Source organism: Blautia sp. Marseille-P3201T, from assembly GCF_900120295.1.
Classification (GTDB): Bacteria; Bacillota; Clostridia; order Lachnospirales; family Lachnospiraceae; genus Blautia.
On record NZ_LT635469.1, the window covers coordinates 413,767 to 428,404 of the forward strand.

Here is a 14,638-nt window from a genome sequence, read left to right on the forward strand (position 1 = left end):
TAGTGTAATAGAGGAAGAAAAATGAGAAATGTTTTTCCAGAATATAAGTCAGATGTGATATTGGGAAATGGGGAATTGCAATTAGATCCTATGTCCTATAATGTGTTTTATAAAAAAAGAGAGATAAATTTGTCACCGCGAGAGTTTGAAGTCCTTTATCTTTTAGCTCAAAGACCTAATTGGGTCATCCCAAAGAAAAATATTTACTGTTCCGTTTGGGGAAGTAATTATTATGATGATCAGATTCCGTATAAAACAGTGGAACACGTAGTATGGAAGATACGAAAAAAGATGGGGCGTGATATTATAGAAACATTGATCAATGTAGGGTATAGACTAAAAAAGATGTAAAGGCAGGATCGTGTGAGTAAAAGTTTTGATAATCTGATTGAATTTTTTGAAGATACGCCATATAATATGGGCAACTATAAGAAGGCGCGTACATACATCATTTGCCTAAATATCACGTTGTGACAGGAAACGGAGATAAACCCTTACAGAGCTTTTCAGGATAATCAAAAGAAAAAGGAGGCTGACTATGAACATATATGAAGAAATAGATCAGGAAACAATGATGTTGCTTTTAGATTCCTTGTGTAAACGGACAGTGGAGGGAAAACAGATATGGGAAAATATGGAGTATAATCCTATTTCCTTTTTACAGAAAGATATTTATGAAAAAGAAGGTACCTGTATATCACAAATGTTTGAAGCAACAACGGTGTTCAACGGTATTGAATATGAATTAGAACTTTCAGAGTCAATCGACCTTCCGTCTAGTAAGGGAGATATTTTTGGAACAATTTCTTATGAAACTGAGAACGGAGAAGAGAATACGTATGATTTCTCTTTGGCTTTTGACGTAGAGAAATATGATGATGCAAACGCGGAAGAATTGCAGGGTATTTTTGGAAATTCAATCATTGTACAGTTTACAGATGCAATGGTGGGAGTATTTGAAAATTCAGATGCGGTAGCTGAGGGATTTGCTTATGCAAGATACTTTCATCAAACAGGAATTGATCCGGAATGGGAAACCAATCCTCTTGTGAAACTGGGGGAGAAACTGATGAAAGAGCACGCAATGCTGGATTTTCATAAAATAGTATTGGATATAGATTATAGAAAAAGTTTATTGAAACGATAAGGAACCTGCTATAATAGGATACAAATTTGTGGGAAACTATTGATATTTTTTAGGGTATCGCATATAATATAGTTAAGCTAAAAGGCTTCGTGTAGCGGCACGTAAAAGCTGTACTGTGCCCGGGCAGGGTAATTACTGGGACTATTTGATACTCGGAAGGGTATTACGCCCACACCAGGGAGATACGGTGAGTCCGCGCCGGGGACTCAATGATACCGGCGACATTTTAGACATTCGGAAGGATGTCGCGGCTGACAGCCAGCATAAAACCGCTTTTTAAGATTATTGGCGCTGGATAACAAAAAAGTTGTCCAGTGCTGTTTTTTTATACTATAGTGATGATTGGGAAAAAATAGATGGGAAAACAACAGGATAGAGAGAAAATTGTACAGGAGATTAAAGTGGCTGCTGATCTGTATAGGAAGCATTTAGTAGGTAAAAGATTTCTATATGTATTTGAGGGCAGATATATTGAGGTGCTTTATAAAGCTGCCAATTTTAGACACTTGACAGGTGTGGCTACGAACCTTTCAGCAAAAAAGTTTTATAGTTATGCGGCAAAAAAGATGCTTCAGGCTTCGCAGATATTTTTTACACCGCAGCATCCGTTTGCGTTGTGTAAGCGTAAGATTAAGCATATCGGACAGATTGCAATGCTGGCTGGCTCAGAAGGATTTATGTTGGAAGAGATTGTTACAAACACGAGAACTTATAAGTTTGGCACAACGGATCTTAATTTTACTTTATGTTTAAATAAAGAGTATGATGATAAGGGGCAGCAAAAGGGCGATTGCTTTGTAGTAGAATCGTTGCGAGATGAAGATTGCTTTTCTAAAAGTAGAACAGCCTATACAGTAACTCATATTTTTTCAGCACCGAATGATGCGAAAAAATATACAAATTTATTGTTTTTAGATGAAAACGCAACGATAGACGGTCTTCCAGATGAAATTAAAAATATGTTGGATCAAACTTTATTACATAAATAAAAATGGAGAGTACAGGTCTTGGCGTATGGAAAATACTACAGGACTTTCTTGCAAAAGAATTTTTTTAAGACATGAGAGAAAAGAGGTGTTTTCTATATGGCTACATCAAGTATCTTTACAGAGTTTGTGATTGAAGATCCTCAAAAGGCAGAAGCATTTATTAATGCGCTGGAAATGTCCAGTCAAGACCCAATATGGAGCCCATCTGCCACGTCCATTCCCATATTAGAAAGTGTGGAAGAGATACGGAGGTTTCTGGAAAGAAAAAACAAGTAAGCCTATGTATTGGCAAATATCTTAGATAAATAGAAGCTATTGGAGAGGAGTCGATATGTGACATTCTCTCCTTTTTTATGCCTAAATGAAGAGATAATGCAGTGCTTTTTCGTAAACGGTGCAAAAATCGTTTTCAATGCGTTCAGATATAATAAATCTCTAAAACAAAAAAAGGAAAGAAATGGTAATGAAACGGGGAAATCTTGCCCCCATAGTCCATTACCAGGGAAAGGATTTGTAATTATAATAGAGCCTGTAATCAACGAGGAGATAAAAGAATGCAGAATGAACTTTATATTGTAGCAGATGCCATAAAAGCCTTGCGGGAAGCCAGGGGGCTGACCCAGGAGCAGCTTGCGGAGAAAGCGGATATTTCTGTATCACATTTGGCAAAGATTGAAACACATGCCAGACTTATGGGAATGAAAACTTATATACGGCTGCTGGAAGCTATGGATATTCCCATAAAAGAACACTTCATACACATGGGAACAGCGAAAAAAGATATGATGCTGAAGGAGAAAATCTGGTATCTGGTACAGGATTGTGATGAAAGAGAAACCAGCCTTTTGATTTATTCCATAGAGGGAATTAAGAAAGGGCTAAAGGAATATCAGCAAGACAGCAGGAAGTGAGAATACAGATGGGGAGGAAAAGGGAAATGTTATCAAGAGAAAAGGTAGAAGCAGTATTATTTAAAATGGGAATGCCGGCCAATGTAAAAGGATTTGGTTATATCGTGGACTGTGTTCTGATCCTGGAGAAAGACAGCAAGATCAAAACCACATATCTGTACTTTAAGGTAGCCCAGCAAAATGGCACGACAGGGCAGCGGGTAGAACGGGCAATCCGCCATGCGTTTGATATTGTCCGAAGCTGCAGAGGTGATTATGATGTGGTGAACCATTATATCGGTTTTATCAACTGTGCCAATTCCCCTTCCTTATCCATGCTTACAATGAAGATACGGGAGGAAGCACTGGAAGTACCGGAACCAAAACCGGAAAAGAAAGAAGAGAACGTGATTACGGGAATTACCGAAGACCGGCTTTTGGAGTTGATGCGGCAGGCATATACGGAATTTTGGGCAGATATGATTATCCGGTTAAAAAAATAAAGAGAAATGCAGACCGAAAACAGTCTGCCAAAACACATCAGGGTTATGGTGTCTTTTGGCAGGCTGATGTTTTCAGCCGGGAAGAACCTTGAAAACTGAATATCAGTATGGTGATATTTTTTTAAAACAAACGTGTCATTTCTGACGCTAATCTATAGAAATATCTTAAAGGACACAAAACATTTCGGCACATTCTATTTTGTATGATGCAGGGTCATGAGCTGTGCGAAGATACATTTGTCCGCATTGACAGCAGGTAAGGCAGAAAAGAAGCGGATCAAACAAGGAATCGTAGAAGATGAAGGAAAAGTGTGAGCAGCGCCCGGACATAGGCTGTGGGTGGCAGGCAGTCTGAAAGCCGAATGATAATGATACCTTTGCATAAAACACTGCAACCAGGGTAGCGTCTGGGACATGCTGCAGCGGGAAAGGGTGCTGCAGGGTGTCAGGCGGCCAGCCGGGCCGGTCCTACATGCTCCCGTTCACACCGGGGTGAGAAAATAAAAAACATGCTGGCAGGGAAAGCCCTGCCGGTATGGTGTGTAAAATGGGTTCATTTTAGGGCTATGGGGAAACGCCGGTTTCTTTATAGCCCTGGAATGAAAACAGGAGCCAAAGAAAGAGGAGGCAGAGCAATGAATAGAGAGATGTTACAGAAACTGTTTTCAGAAGATAAAGAGGTCTTTCAGGGAGGAATGTTATTCCCTGCATGGATCTGCAAAGGAAAAAAAGAGATAGAAAATAGGAACAGTCCCCAGCGGGCGGCAGTGTATCTGGATATTCCCATTCCATGTGCCGGGCTTTTGTATTATGAAAAAGAAAAAAGCCTGCATTACTGTGAACAGCAGACTTACCATGTGGTTACTTTACTGGAAGGTGTAGGGTGTGGTAATTCTATAGAAAAAGAAAACTGGCAGAGACTGGCAGTGCTTGCAGGAAAAGGCATGATTGACGTGATTGTGGTATCCGGGCTTAGCAGGTTATCCTATTGTCCGGAGGAAATTTTACAGACTATGGAACTGCTCCAGGCTTTCCAGGTGCAGATCGACTGTATCGGTTATGGGATTTTAGATTATGCCAGACTGAAACAGTATTTAATGCACACCTGGGAGAAACAGGAACAATTTGAGCAGGACTTAGATGCGTATCTGTGCAGTTGCTGTACCAGGGAAGGGATATAATGCTCTCGCGGGAAGAACTGCTGAAGATGCGGGAAATGACGTTTGAGGACATTGACCCGAAAGAGATACAAGATGTAGAGAAACTGAAGATTGATGTAAAAAAGAGCAAACCGGAGAAGGTTCGGGAAATCCTGGAGTCCGGAAAGAACCCTTATTTTCTGAAATATAAGGGGATTACCATAAAGATTGGGTTTGCTTCTACCAACCGTACCATAGAGGAAGCCATGCAAAGCCTTGTGCAGATGAAATGGTAAAGCCACGACAGGGATAGGGAAGAAAGCGGATTGTTGGCAGATTACAGGGTGGACAAACCTTCTGGACTATGGTAGGATGATGGCAAGGACCTAGTAGCCTCTATCATTTAGGGAATCGGCTGACGAATCTAAATGATAGGAGCGAATACAATGAAAAATCAAATACTTAAAAAAATCTATCGTGCGGTTGTTTACCTGCGCCTTTCTGACGAAGATGGTGATAACAGGGAAAGCGACAGCATATCAAACCAGAGGATACTAATCCATAGCTTCTTAAAGAGCCACCCTGAAATTCAGGTGGTAAAAGAATGTGTAGATGATGGATATACAGGCACAAACTTTAACCGCCCCGGTTTTCAGGAAATGCTGCGTATGCTGGAAGAGGGGGAAGCAGACTGTATTATTGTCAAAGACCTTTCCCGTTATGGAAGGGACTTTTCCGGTGTTTTACAGTATGTGGAACGTATCCTGCCGAAAATGGGTGTGCGCCTGATCCTTGTCAATGACAATTATGACAGCCTCACGCCAAATCGTGATTTCCTTACCCTGAGATTTAAAAGTTTAATCAATGACCTTTATCCTGCGGATACCTCCAAAAGTGTGCGCTCTCATTTGTATGTCAAAATGACAGCCGGGCAGTGTGTAGCGCCTTTTGCTTTTTATGGTTATCTGAAATCCGAAGAGGATAAACATAAGCTAGTTATGGACGAAGTGGCAGCTTCTGTTGTACGGGATATTTACCACATGAAAATGCAGGGCTGCAGCCTAACGGATATATCCGAAGAATTAAACCGGCGTGGGATCTTGACGCCTCTTCGGTATAAGCAGGTATATTTAAAACAGAAATTAAAGACAGGGTTCCGTCTGACGGAAAAACCGGTCTGGATGCCAACTATGGTGCGTCGTATCCTTCTTGATGAACGCTACACCGGAGTGCTGATACAGGGAAAAACCACAACGCCCAACCATAAAGTAAAGGTTGTGATCCACAAAGAGGAAGCTGAGTGGATACGGTATGAAAATGCCTTTGAGCCGGTTATCAACAGACACCAATATGAAGTGGTGGGCAACCTGATGAAAATGGATACCATGAGAGGGGCAAAGGGGCTGGCGCTTCTTTCCGGCCTGGTAAAATGCGGGGACTGTAAAGAAAGCATGGTGCTGAAAAGCCCGGATAAAGTCCACCACTATTATGTATGTTCGACTTCCCTTTATGAAAAGCAGTGCAGTTCCCATAGTATCAGTGAGAAAAAACTGGTAGGGGCTGTGACAGAAGCAATCCTGCATTATATTTCTGTTCTGGTGGAACTGAAGGAGATATTGGCGTATGTAAAAACTGCCTCAATCCCAAGACAGCGGCTTTTGGAAGAAGACAAAAAACTGGAGATGCTAGAAAAGGAGAGCCAGAGGATCTTAAACATTAAAGTAAAACTGTATGACAGTTTTGCAGAAGAAATCCTGGACCGGACAGAATTTGAAACCTTCAAAGCAAAGTATGACCAGTCTTTAGAGGAAATCCGGCAGGCAATGGAGTGCCAGCAAAGGGAAATCCGAAACCTGCAGGAAACCCTTGAAAAACAGCAGGAGTGGCTGGAATATTTTCTGGAATACCAGGACCGGACGGAAGTGGACCGCTTAATGCTGGTAAATCTGGTCAAACGGATTGAGGTATATGAGCAGAAGCGCATTATCATTCATTTTTGGTTTGAAGATGAATTTGAAAAGGCATTGGGACTGCTGGAAACAGTAAACAGGGCAAAGCCGGATCAGCGTGTGGAAGCCTTCCTGAAAGGAAAGGGGGCGGAAGCAAGTGCCTAAGGTAAGCAAAAGAGGACAGAAAAGACAAAACAGCAAGCCGGAAATGAAGTATCTGAGAACCTATATTTATGTAAGGCTTTCCGAAAAGGACGGAGGGCATGGCAGAAGGGATTCCATTTATATCCAAAAACAGATTTGCGAAGACTACGCAAAGAAACACCCGGAAATGCTGGTGGTAAAAGTCTATGCGGATAATGGTGTGACAGGTACAACGTTCCAAAGGGACGCATTTGAAGAATTGATGGAAGATGTAGCAAATAAAAAGGTTGATTGCATCATTGTAAAGGATTTTGCCCGGTTTGGAAGGGACGCCTTAAATGCTGTCGATTTGATTGATGTGATTTTCCCAACCTTAAATATCCGGTTTGTTTCCGTTATGGACGAATATGACAGTGCAAACCCGGCTTGTGTAGAAGACCGGACCACCAATATTTTGAAGCACTTTATGAATGATTATTATGCCAGGGAAGTTTCAGAGAAACTGGTACAGGCACACCGGCTGTCCAGGGAACGGGGAGAGTTCTGGGGTTCCAGACCTCCTTATGGATACCAAAGGGCAGAGGAAAACAGCAAGAAGCTGGTGCCGGAACCAGAGGAAGCAGAAATAATCCGGCAGATTTTTTACTGGTATGTGTTTGAAGAAATGTCAAGCTATGATATAGCAAGGGAACTGAATGGAAGAAAGGTATTAGGACCGGAGGACAGCTATCAGAAAAGGAAACAGGGAAAGGAGCCGGAAAAAAGGCGGTTATGGAGATCAGACGGTATCCGGAAGATTTTACAGAACCCCGTTTATATAGGCGCTGCTGTTTATGGGAAAACAAAACAGATGCTTGCGCAGAATATTCCCCTTCAGATGATACCAAAAGAGCAGTGGGAAGTGTGTGAAAATGCCTGGGAAGCAGTTGTGGAACAGGCGATTTATGAGAAAGCACAGGAAATTGCAAAGGAACGCTGGAAAGATACATTAGATAACTGGGCTGCAAACCCAAAAGAAAAGCAGGGGGCAGATGGTCCTTTTAAGGGAAGGATTTTCTGCGGACATTGCGGAAGACGTCTTGGAAGGGGCAGGAATGGTGGCAATGAGAAACATAAATATATGGCTTATAAATGCCCGTCCTTTTCCCTTACCGATCATACGGAATGTTTCCGGGCAGTGAATGAAATCTACATCAATCAGGCAGTCAAGGCAGCACTCCGCTATCAGATCCAGCTTGCTGTGGAAAGTAAGAAGACCTATGGTGCTGAGTTTTATCAGAAGCTGGAGCAGGAGGTAGCAGAAAAAATAAAAAGTGCCAGACAGAAGTATGAGAAATATGGAAGAAAACTGGAAACCTTGTTCGAGCATTATGCTACCGGGCTGTTGGACTGCAAGGAATATCAGGAGATTAAAGCAACCTATCAGGAAGAACAGCAAGCAGCCAGACAGAATATGAAGCAGATACAGCTACGTGGACAGCATCTATTAGATCAGGTGAAGGCAAGAATGGACTGGACAGAGGAACTTCTAAAGTACCAAAGGTTCCGGAAGATAGAGAAAGGGATTGCGGACCGCTTTATTGAAAAGATTACGGTATATTCCAAAGACTATGTGGAAATCGTGTTCTGGTTTGGGGATTTATTTGAAAAAGAGCTGGAAAAAGAACTGGCCAATATGGAAGGAGGTCTTCCGTATGCAGTATGATTTTCTTTTTGCTTATCTGCGTCTTTCCAGAGATGATAAAGAAAAAATGGAGGAAAGCAACAGCATTAAAAATCAAAGGCTTTTGATCCAGCATTTTGTAGAAAAACAGCCGGAATTTGCAGGGGCAAAGGTTTTCTTCTTCGTAGATGACGGTTACAGCGGTACAACCTTTGACCGCCCGGAATTTAAGCGCATGATAGGGCTGATCACCAGGAGAAAACGGATCTGTATCATTGTCAAAGATTTGAGCCGCCTGGGAAGGGATACCATAGAAACACAAAACTATATCGAAAAAATATTTCCGTTCCTTGGGGTGCGCTTCATTTCAATCAATGATTTTTATGACAGCAGCCAGAAACCTTCTGAAAGAAAGGATACGGAGATTAAATTTAAGAACCTGATCAATGGGATTTATCCCCAGATTTGTTCCGACAATATCAAAAAAGTCATGAGGAAGCAGGCTGAAATGGGACAATATCATGGTTCAATCCCAACATACGGATATTGCTTCCATGACGGGGTGCATACAAAACTTCATCTGGATACGGAGGCAGCCTCCATTGTGAGAGGGATCTTCGACCAGAGGTTAGCAGGAATGAGTTATGCAGACATTGCCAGGGCTCTGAACGAAAAAGAACTTGAAACACCTACGGTATATCTACAAAGGAAAGGCTGGGCACCGGAATCAAAGAAATCCGTACAGTTCTGGGACGGAAATTTAGTGAAACAGATTTTATTTAATCCGGTTTATGCAGGACTGACAGTAAGAGGGAAAACAGAAACCAGGGTTCCGTCAAAAAGAGAGTGCCGGTATATTCCAAGAGAGGATTGGATTTGTGTAGGAGGAAGACATGAAGCGATTGTAACGGAACAGGAACTCCAGAAGGTTCAGGACATGGTAGAGAAAAGGAGAAAATATTATGGGAGGACACCGTCTCCTGAAAATATTTTTTCAGGCCTGATCCGTTGCGGACATTGTGGTCGGAAAATGAGAATACGGGTGGCATATAAAGAAAAACCGATTTATTGTGGAAGCACTACAACAGCCCCAAATGCTTCCTGTTATCCAAAGAAATATAAGCAGAAAGAGTTGGAAGAACTGGTGCTAATTATGATAAGACAGCAGGCAGCCCTTGCAGAGGATACCATAAAGCAGTTAAAGAAAGCCAATCAGACTTTGAATATTCCGAAACTCCGGTATCGGAAAAAGCAATATGAAAAGAAGTTGGCGCTTTGTAAACAGGAGAAAATGGAACTGTATGAACAATATGCAGAAGAACATATTTCTTTGAAGGATTACCTGGCACGAAAACAAACCTGTATGGAGAAAACAGCAGCTTATCAGCAAAAGATACAGGAGATAGAAGCAAGGATTTTAAAAGGGGAGGAGGAAAAACAAAAGGAGAAATCAGAAGGACTGCAACTTTTTGTAAAATATCAGGGATTGGAAGAGCTGTCTTATGAAGTTCTGCATGAGCTGATAGAAGTCATAAATTTTTATGATCCGGAACATATTGAAATTGTATGGAAATACAGGGACGAATTTCTGAAAGCAGTAGGATAAGAAAGAACTGGGAGAGCTTATTGTCCTAGATTCCGGTAGAGAAAAAGATTTCATAAAAGAGGAGGAAAACGCTGCGGTGTCTTCCTCTTCTTTGGTATTAGGAGAAAATTTGGCAAAGAAGATGGGGGAAGAGCCATGTATCTTGAAACATATTCTATGGAAGAACTGATGGAACTGATAGAAGAGAAAGGGTATTGCTCTGTGGAGGCAGTAGAAATCCTGAAAGAAATGGAACAGGCAAAAAAAGGGTATGATTTTTTACTCCGGGATTGTGAGAAAAAAGCGTGGAAAACAGACCAGGTGGTAGTTGATTATTACCGGCATCTCTTAGAAGAATTGCGGAAAGCGTTGCCCTATGATGCTATGGGAGGACAGCACACGATTCCGATTTTGGTGTTACAGGAGTTCCGTAAACCGGACATTGTAGAAAAAATCAGGGATTTTATTGGCTGTCAGGCTGGATTTTCCGATCATGCTCTGTTACAAGAAATACAAAAATTTATGACCGTACATCTGGACCCGCAGGGAATTATCCTCTATATGGACGTATTGGGAAACCAGCCGGCGGCAAGAAATGTTTACAAACAGGGAGGACAAATATGGTAAAAGAAAGAGTATTGGCGGTTCCGGATACAAGTATTTTTATTGCAGAGCTGCCGGAAGCGACCAGAAACATCATACGGAAAGATTTAGAAGAACACGCAAGAGAACATCATTACCGGCTGGAATGGGATCTGGAAAATAAGGATTATATGGCAATGGGCCAGAGATTTTACGATATAGAAGGCATTTATATGGGAACATATCTGCATTTCTGTAAGGAAGGAGAAGATGTAGAAGCCTATGAAAGAAGCCTGAAAAGAAACATTTCTATCAAATTGTACCAGGACGAGGTAGAAAAGCTTTGCATGAAGTCTGGAGTTGTTGGATTATCAATCAGTGAACTGTTTGAAAACTTTGTTGCCGATTTGATTTGCGGTACACATACCAATGGATCTGATGAGCGCATGTATATTGAGCAGTGGTTTGAACGGTGTTATTTCAGCATTATGCCAGAGAAAACTTTTTTATCTTATCTGCTTGAAATGCAGGAAGTAGACAGCGTTTTGGAATGTTGGGAAATCTTGCAGGAATTGAAGGGTCTGGACGAACCAGACAGTTATGACAAAGAGGAACTGGAAATCCAGCAGAACACTTTGGAAGAGTATTTTCAGGAATATAGAACCTATACAAGAGAACCGGCAGAAGAGCAGTTGGAAGCTGCTATGGAAAAAGTGTTGGAATGGAATAAAGAAAGAGAGCATTTATTGGAGGGGACTGTTCCAGAGAAGTCTTTGGGGCGGTAGCCGGATTAGAGAAAGGAAGAAAACAGTGATAAGTAATGCGGAGAGAATTGTGTTAAGGAATATGTACCCGCCAGGGTGCCGGGTAGAATTGGAAGATATGGAGGCTGATCCGTATGTAAAACTGAGTCCCAGTGATTTAGGAACTGTACAGTTTGTAGATGATGCCGGACAGATCCATGTATCCTGGGATTGTGGACACAGCCTTGCTATGGTGTTTGGTGTAGATCATTGCAAATGTGTTATGAGAGAGGAACGCTTGCAGGAAATATTACAGAGAGTACAGGCTATGCCATTTGAGAACTTGGAAAAAATGGAACTATATATTAGGGAAAAATTATCCGGGGCTTTCCCCAAAATCAGCTTTCAGAAAAAAGAAGGGCAGGAGGTTCTTGTAGATATGGGAGTTGCTGCATTTATGAAAAAAGGTCTTGGTGTGGCAATTCAATATGAAACTGACAGTCAGCAGCACATCTTCATAAAAAAGATGGAAATCCAGGGACAGGAGTTGGAAAGGAAAAATCCTTTTCCAGTACAGAAGAAACGATAAGAATGGTTTCTTTTAATTGCAAAAATCGACAATTTTTTTTGGATATAACTTGACAGGATAGGGAAAGACAACGCTTTTAAACTGTATTTCCACTATTGATAAGGTGACAAGCGGTCATGTTTTGCTGGAAGGGCAGGATATTACAAAGTTAAAAGGTAATGCACTGATGAAATTTCGAAGAGAACAGCTGGGATTTATTTTTCAGGATTTTAATCTCCTAGATACTTTAAATGCTTTTGACAATATTGCTCTTGCTCTTCAGATACAAGGGAAAAAACCAGAAGAAATTAAGAAGAGAGTAAGAGAAATCAGCGAAAAACTGAATGTGGCGGAAATCTTAAAGAAATATCCTTATGAAATGTCAGGCGGGCAGCGTCAGAGAATTGCCTGCGCAAGAGCAATGGTGACGGAGCCTTCTTTGATTTTGGCAGATGAACCTACAGGAGCTTTGGACTCTCAAAGTGCAGGAATGTTTCTTGGCAGTTTACAGTATATGAATGAGGCAATGCAGGCTACTATTTTAATGGTAACCCACGATGCTTTTTCTGCAAGCTATGCAAAGCGTGTTCTGTTTATGAAGGATGGCAAGCTGTTCCACGAGCTGCGAAAAGGAAACAATGACAGGAAGGAATTCTTTAATGAAATTATTCATGTGATTTCACTTCTGGGAGGTGACTTAAATCATGTTGTTTAATCTATCCAGAAAGAATTTTAAGAAGAGTATTCGGGATTATTCGGTATATTTTTTTACGTTGATTTTAGGCGTGGCAGTTTTTTATATTTTTAATGCTATTGAAACCCAGACAGCCATGATGGAAGTGACAAAGGCAAAGGCAGAAATTATTGATATGATGAACAGCGCTTTAGAGGCTGTCAGCATATTTGTGTCTTTTATTTTAGGCTATCTGATTGTATATGCCAGCCGCTTTATGTTAAAAAAGAGAAAAAAAGAATTTGCAGTTTATCTTACATTGGGTATGAAGAAAACACAGATTTCGGGAATGCTGTGGATAGAAACGGTCTTTATGGGGATTATTTCATTGGGAGCAGGGCTTCTTGTGGGAATTGGACTTTCTCAGTTCATGTCCCTTTTTGTGTCGAAAATTTTTGAGGCAGATTTATCGAAATTTGTATTTACCGTGTCAGGAAAAGCGATTGTGAAATCCGTGTTTTATTTTCTGGTGATTTATATTGTAGTGATGATTTTAAATACATGGGAAATCAGCCGTGCCAGACTGATTTGTTTTTTGACTGCTGAGAAGAAAAAAGAGAAGAACATCTTGAAAAATCCAATTCTCAGTGTTTTGATTTTTATTCTGGCATGGGTGATTTTAGGATATGCCTATTATAATGTAACTGGCAATGCACAGACGCTTACTACAGAAGTAGATGTGTTTACCCAGATTATTTTGGGAATTATCGGAACTTTTCTGGTATTTTGGTCTGTTTCAGGATTTTTTGCAGCAATGGCAGGAAAAGTGTCAAAGGTGTATTATAAGGGATTAAATTCTTTTGCCGTAGGAGAGATTTCCAATAAATTAAATTCCATGGTAGTGTCTGCAACCATTATCTGTCTCTTGCTTTTTATGACAGTTTGCATTATTACATCTGTTTTTACCAGAAAAGCTTATAAAGATAAATTGGTAGATGAGCTGGCGCCTATGGACATTTCTATGGAAAAAGTTGTGGGAGAGGACCACAAGAGTATTGAGGATGTATTTGAAGAAAAGAAGATATCTATGGATGCTTTTTGTGATATTACAGAAGCATATTCTTTCAACAGTGAAGAAATTACAAATGCAGCTGTTTTAGGAAATTATTTGCTGGAGAATATGGATAAATATGGACAAGAGTATGCCAATACTCCGGTGGAAGTCATGAAAGTGAGTGATTATAATAAATTTGCCGAGATGTACAACAAAAAGACGTATAGTCTGAAGGAAAACGAATATCTGATTGTGGCAAATCAGGAGAGTTCTGTGAAACTGTTTAACAGCGGATTGAAAGAAAATCAGGAGATTAGTTTTCAGGAAAGGACATACCACGCAAAAGAAACCGTTTGTCAGGATGGATTTATGATGATGAGTTATGAAAAATATAATATGGGAATTTTACTCCTTCCCGATGAAGTGGATTTATCACAATGCAGTCAGTATCGCAATTATATTGCCGCCAATTATAAAAATGACAGTAAAAAATTCAGAACTATGGTAGATAAGCAGATTTCCAATAACATGAAACATTCATGGGAAGCTACTTATCCGGTTGTTACTGCCACACGTTCCAATATTATTGATGACAGTATTGGTACAAGCGCCATGTATATTTTCTTAGGGATGTATCTGGGAATTAGCTTTTTACTTTCAGGAGCGGCGATTTTGTCCTTAAAAGTGCTTTCTGATGCAGCAGACAGTAAGGATAAATATGAAATTTTGAGAAAACTGGGATGCGAAGAAAGAAAAATCAGAGCTGTTGTATGGAAACAAAACAGTATGTTTTTCGGTTTGCCTGTTTTGGTGGCGAGTATTCATTCCATTTTCGGTATTCAGGTATGTAATCAGCTGCTTTCGATTTACGGAGAACAGAGCATTTTGCCGGGACTTACTGCAACCGTGCTGTTGGTATTGTTTTTCTATGGAGGATATTTCCTTATTGCTCAGATGTGTTCGTTGAGAATAATCAGAGGTGAAAAATGATGATTAGGGTTCGTGGTTA

At 40.6% G+C, this 14,638-nt stretch carries 15 protein-coding genes and 1 pseudogene; all 16 read left to right on the forward strand.

What is annotated here, in order from left to right; genetic code table 11:
* The first annotated feature begins 21 nt into the window (after nucleotides 1-21).
* The 16 genes and pseudogenes from BQ7352_RS06895 to BQ7352_RS06975 all read left to right on the forward strand — a co-directional run bounded on the left by BQ7352_RS06895 (nucleotide 22) and on the right by BQ7352_RS06975 (nucleotide 14,619).
* Nucleotides 22-351: a winged helix-turn-helix domain-containing protein gene (locus BQ7352_RS06895; RefSeq protein WP_072448113.1), complete on the forward strand. Its 330-nt coding sequence runs from the start codon at nucleotides 22-24 to the stop codon at nucleotides 349-351.
* Nucleotides 352-538: 187 nt separating this feature from the next.
* On the forward strand, nucleotides 539-1,147 hold the full coding sequence (locus BQ7352_RS06900; RefSeq protein WP_072448115.1) for a hypothetical protein: 609 nt from the start codon (nucleotides 539-541) through the stop codon (nucleotides 1,145-1,147).
* A gap of 356 nt (nucleotides 1,148-1,503) precedes the next feature.
* Nucleotides 1,504-2,136, forward strand: a complete 633-nt coding sequence (locus tag BQ7352_RS06905; RefSeq protein ID WP_072448117.1) for a PBECR4 domain-containing protein — start codon at nucleotides 1,504-1,506, stop codon at nucleotides 2,134-2,136.
* A 96-nt stretch (nucleotides 2,137-2,232) separates the two neighbouring features.
* Nucleotides 2,233-2,412, forward strand: a complete 180-nt coding sequence (locus BQ7352_RS06910; RefSeq protein WP_072448119.1) for a hypothetical protein — start codon at nucleotides 2,233-2,235, stop codon at nucleotides 2,410-2,412.
* A gap of 278 nt (nucleotides 2,413-2,690) precedes the next feature.
* The gene (locus BQ7352_RS06920) at nucleotides 2,691-3,047 is read left to right on the forward strand and encodes a helix-turn-helix domain-containing protein (protein WP_021651039.1); all 357 of its coding nucleotides are present in this window, start codon (nucleotides 2,691-2,693) and stop codon (nucleotides 3,045-3,047) included.
* Nucleotides 3,048-3,073: 26 nt separating this feature from the next.
* Nucleotides 3,074-3,529: a sporulation initiation factor Spo0A C-terminal domain-containing protein gene (locus tag BQ7352_RS06925; protein ID WP_072448123.1), complete on the forward strand. Its 456-nt coding sequence runs from the start codon at nucleotides 3,074-3,076 to the stop codon at nucleotides 3,527-3,529.
* A gap of 635 nt (nucleotides 3,530-4,164) precedes the next feature.
* Nucleotides 4,165-4,710, forward strand: coding sequence for a recombinase family protein (locus BQ7352_RS06930; protein WP_101871518.1), 546 nt, complete (start codon nucleotides 4,165-4,167; stop codon nucleotides 4,708-4,710).
* A gap of 26 nt (nucleotides 4,711-4,736) precedes the next feature.
* Nucleotides 4,737-4,964 (forward strand): DUF6870 family protein, encoded by a 228-nt coding sequence (locus BQ7352_RS06935; protein ID WP_143143383.1) that lies wholly within the window; start codon nucleotides 4,737-4,739, stop codon nucleotides 4,962-4,964.
* A 150-nt stretch (nucleotides 4,965-5,114) separates the two neighbouring features.
* Nucleotides 5,115-6,782 carry a recombinase family protein gene (locus tag BQ7352_RS06940; RefSeq protein ID WP_159430641.1) on the forward strand — a complete coding sequence of 556 codons (1,668 nt, stop codon included), beginning with the start codon at nucleotides 5,115-5,117 and terminating at the stop codon, nucleotides 6,780-6,782.
* Nucleotides 6,775-8,466: a recombinase family protein gene (locus BQ7352_RS06945; RefSeq protein ID WP_072448130.1), complete on the forward strand. Its 1,692-nt coding sequence runs from the start codon at nucleotides 6,775-6,777 to the stop codon at nucleotides 8,464-8,466. The genes BQ7352_RS06940 and BQ7352_RS06945 overlap by 8 nt, the downstream gene beginning before the upstream one ends.
* Nucleotides 8,456-10,030, forward strand: a complete 1,575-nt coding sequence (locus BQ7352_RS06950; RefSeq protein ID WP_072448132.1) for a recombinase family protein — start codon at nucleotides 8,456-8,458, stop codon at nucleotides 10,028-10,030. The genes BQ7352_RS06945 and BQ7352_RS06950 overlap by 11 nt, the downstream gene beginning before the upstream one ends.
* Nucleotides 10,031-10,165: 135 nt before the next feature.
* Complete coding sequence (locus BQ7352_RS06955) at nucleotides 10,166-10,636, forward strand: hypothetical protein (protein ID WP_072448134.1); 471 nt, start codon at nucleotides 10,166-10,168, stop codon at nucleotides 10,634-10,636.
* Entirely contained in the window at nucleotides 10,630-11,376 is a 747-nt protein-coding gene (locus tag BQ7352_RS14795; RefSeq protein ID WP_242948547.1) for a hypothetical protein, read from the forward strand. Before BQ7352_RS06955 ends, BQ7352_RS14795 begins: the two co-directional genes overlap by 7 nt.
* A 25-nt stretch (nucleotides 11,377-11,401) precedes the next feature.
* Entirely contained in the window at nucleotides 11,402-11,923 is a 522-nt protein-coding gene (locus BQ7352_RS15220; protein ID WP_072448136.1) for a DUF4314 domain-containing protein, read from the forward strand.
* Nucleotides 11,924-11,984: 61 nt separating this feature from the next.
* Nucleotides 11,985-12,617: pseudogene (locus BQ7352_RS06970) on the forward strand (ABC transporter ATP-binding protein); the annotation flags it as partial.
* Nucleotides 12,607-14,619: an FtsX-like permease family protein gene (locus BQ7352_RS06975; RefSeq protein ID WP_072448138.1), complete on the forward strand. Its 2,013-nt coding sequence runs from the start codon at nucleotides 12,607-12,609 to the stop codon at nucleotides 14,617-14,619. The pseudogene BQ7352_RS06970 and the gene BQ7352_RS06975, both read left to right, overlap by 11 nt.
* The last annotated feature ends 19 nt before the right edge of the window (nucleotides 14,620-14,638 follow it).

Bases quoted from the DNA above. Each gene is read 5' to 3' on its own strand.
- BQ7352_RS06900 (WP_072448115.1), top strand. From the start codon at position 539: ATGAACATATATGAAGAAATAGATCAGGAAACAATGATGTTGCTTTTA.
- BQ7352_RS06975 (WP_072448138.1), top strand. From the start codon at position 12,607: ATGTTGTTTAATCTATCCAGAAAGAATTTTAAGAAGAGTATTCGGGAT.
- BQ7352_RS06925 (WP_072448123.1), top strand. From the start codon at position 3,074: ATGTTATCAAGAGAAAAGGTAGAAGCAGTATTATTTAAAATGGGAATG.
- BQ7352_RS06955 (WP_072448134.1), top strand. From the start codon at position 10,166: ATGTATCTTGAAACATATTCTATGGAAGAACTGATGGAACTGATAGAA.
- BQ7352_RS14795 (WP_242948547.1), top strand. From the start codon at position 10,630: ATGGTAAAAGAAAGAGTATTGGCGGTTCCGGATACAAGTATTTTTATT.
- BQ7352_RS06950 (WP_072448132.1), top strand. From the start codon at position 8,456: ATGCAGTATGATTTTCTTTTTGCTTATCTGCGTCTTTCCAGAGATGAT.
- BQ7352_RS06910 (WP_072448119.1), top strand. From the start codon at position 2,233: ATGGCTACATCAAGTATCTTTACAGAGTTTGTGATTGAAGATCCTCAA.
- BQ7352_RS06895 (WP_072448113.1), top strand. From the start codon at position 22: ATGAGAAATGTTTTTCCAGAATATAAGTCAGATGTGATATTGGGAAAT.
- BQ7352_RS06930 (WP_101871518.1), top strand. From the start codon at position 4,165: ATGAATAGAGAGATGTTACAGAAACTGTTTTCAGAAGATAAAGAGGTC.
- BQ7352_RS06905 (WP_072448117.1), top strand. From the start codon at position 1,504: ATGGGAAAACAACAGGATAGAGAGAAAATTGTACAGGAGATTAAAGTG.
- BQ7352_RS06940 (WP_159430641.1), top strand. From the start codon at position 5,115: ATGAAAAATCAAATACTTAAAAAAATCTATCGTGCGGTTGTTTACCTG.
- BQ7352_RS06935 (WP_143143383.1), top strand. From the start codon at position 4,737: ATGCGGGAAATGACGTTTGAGGACATTGACCCGAAAGAGATACAAGAT.
- BQ7352_RS06920 (WP_021651039.1), top strand. From the start codon at position 2,691: ATGCAGAATGAACTTTATATTGTAGCAGATGCCATAAAAGCCTTGCGG.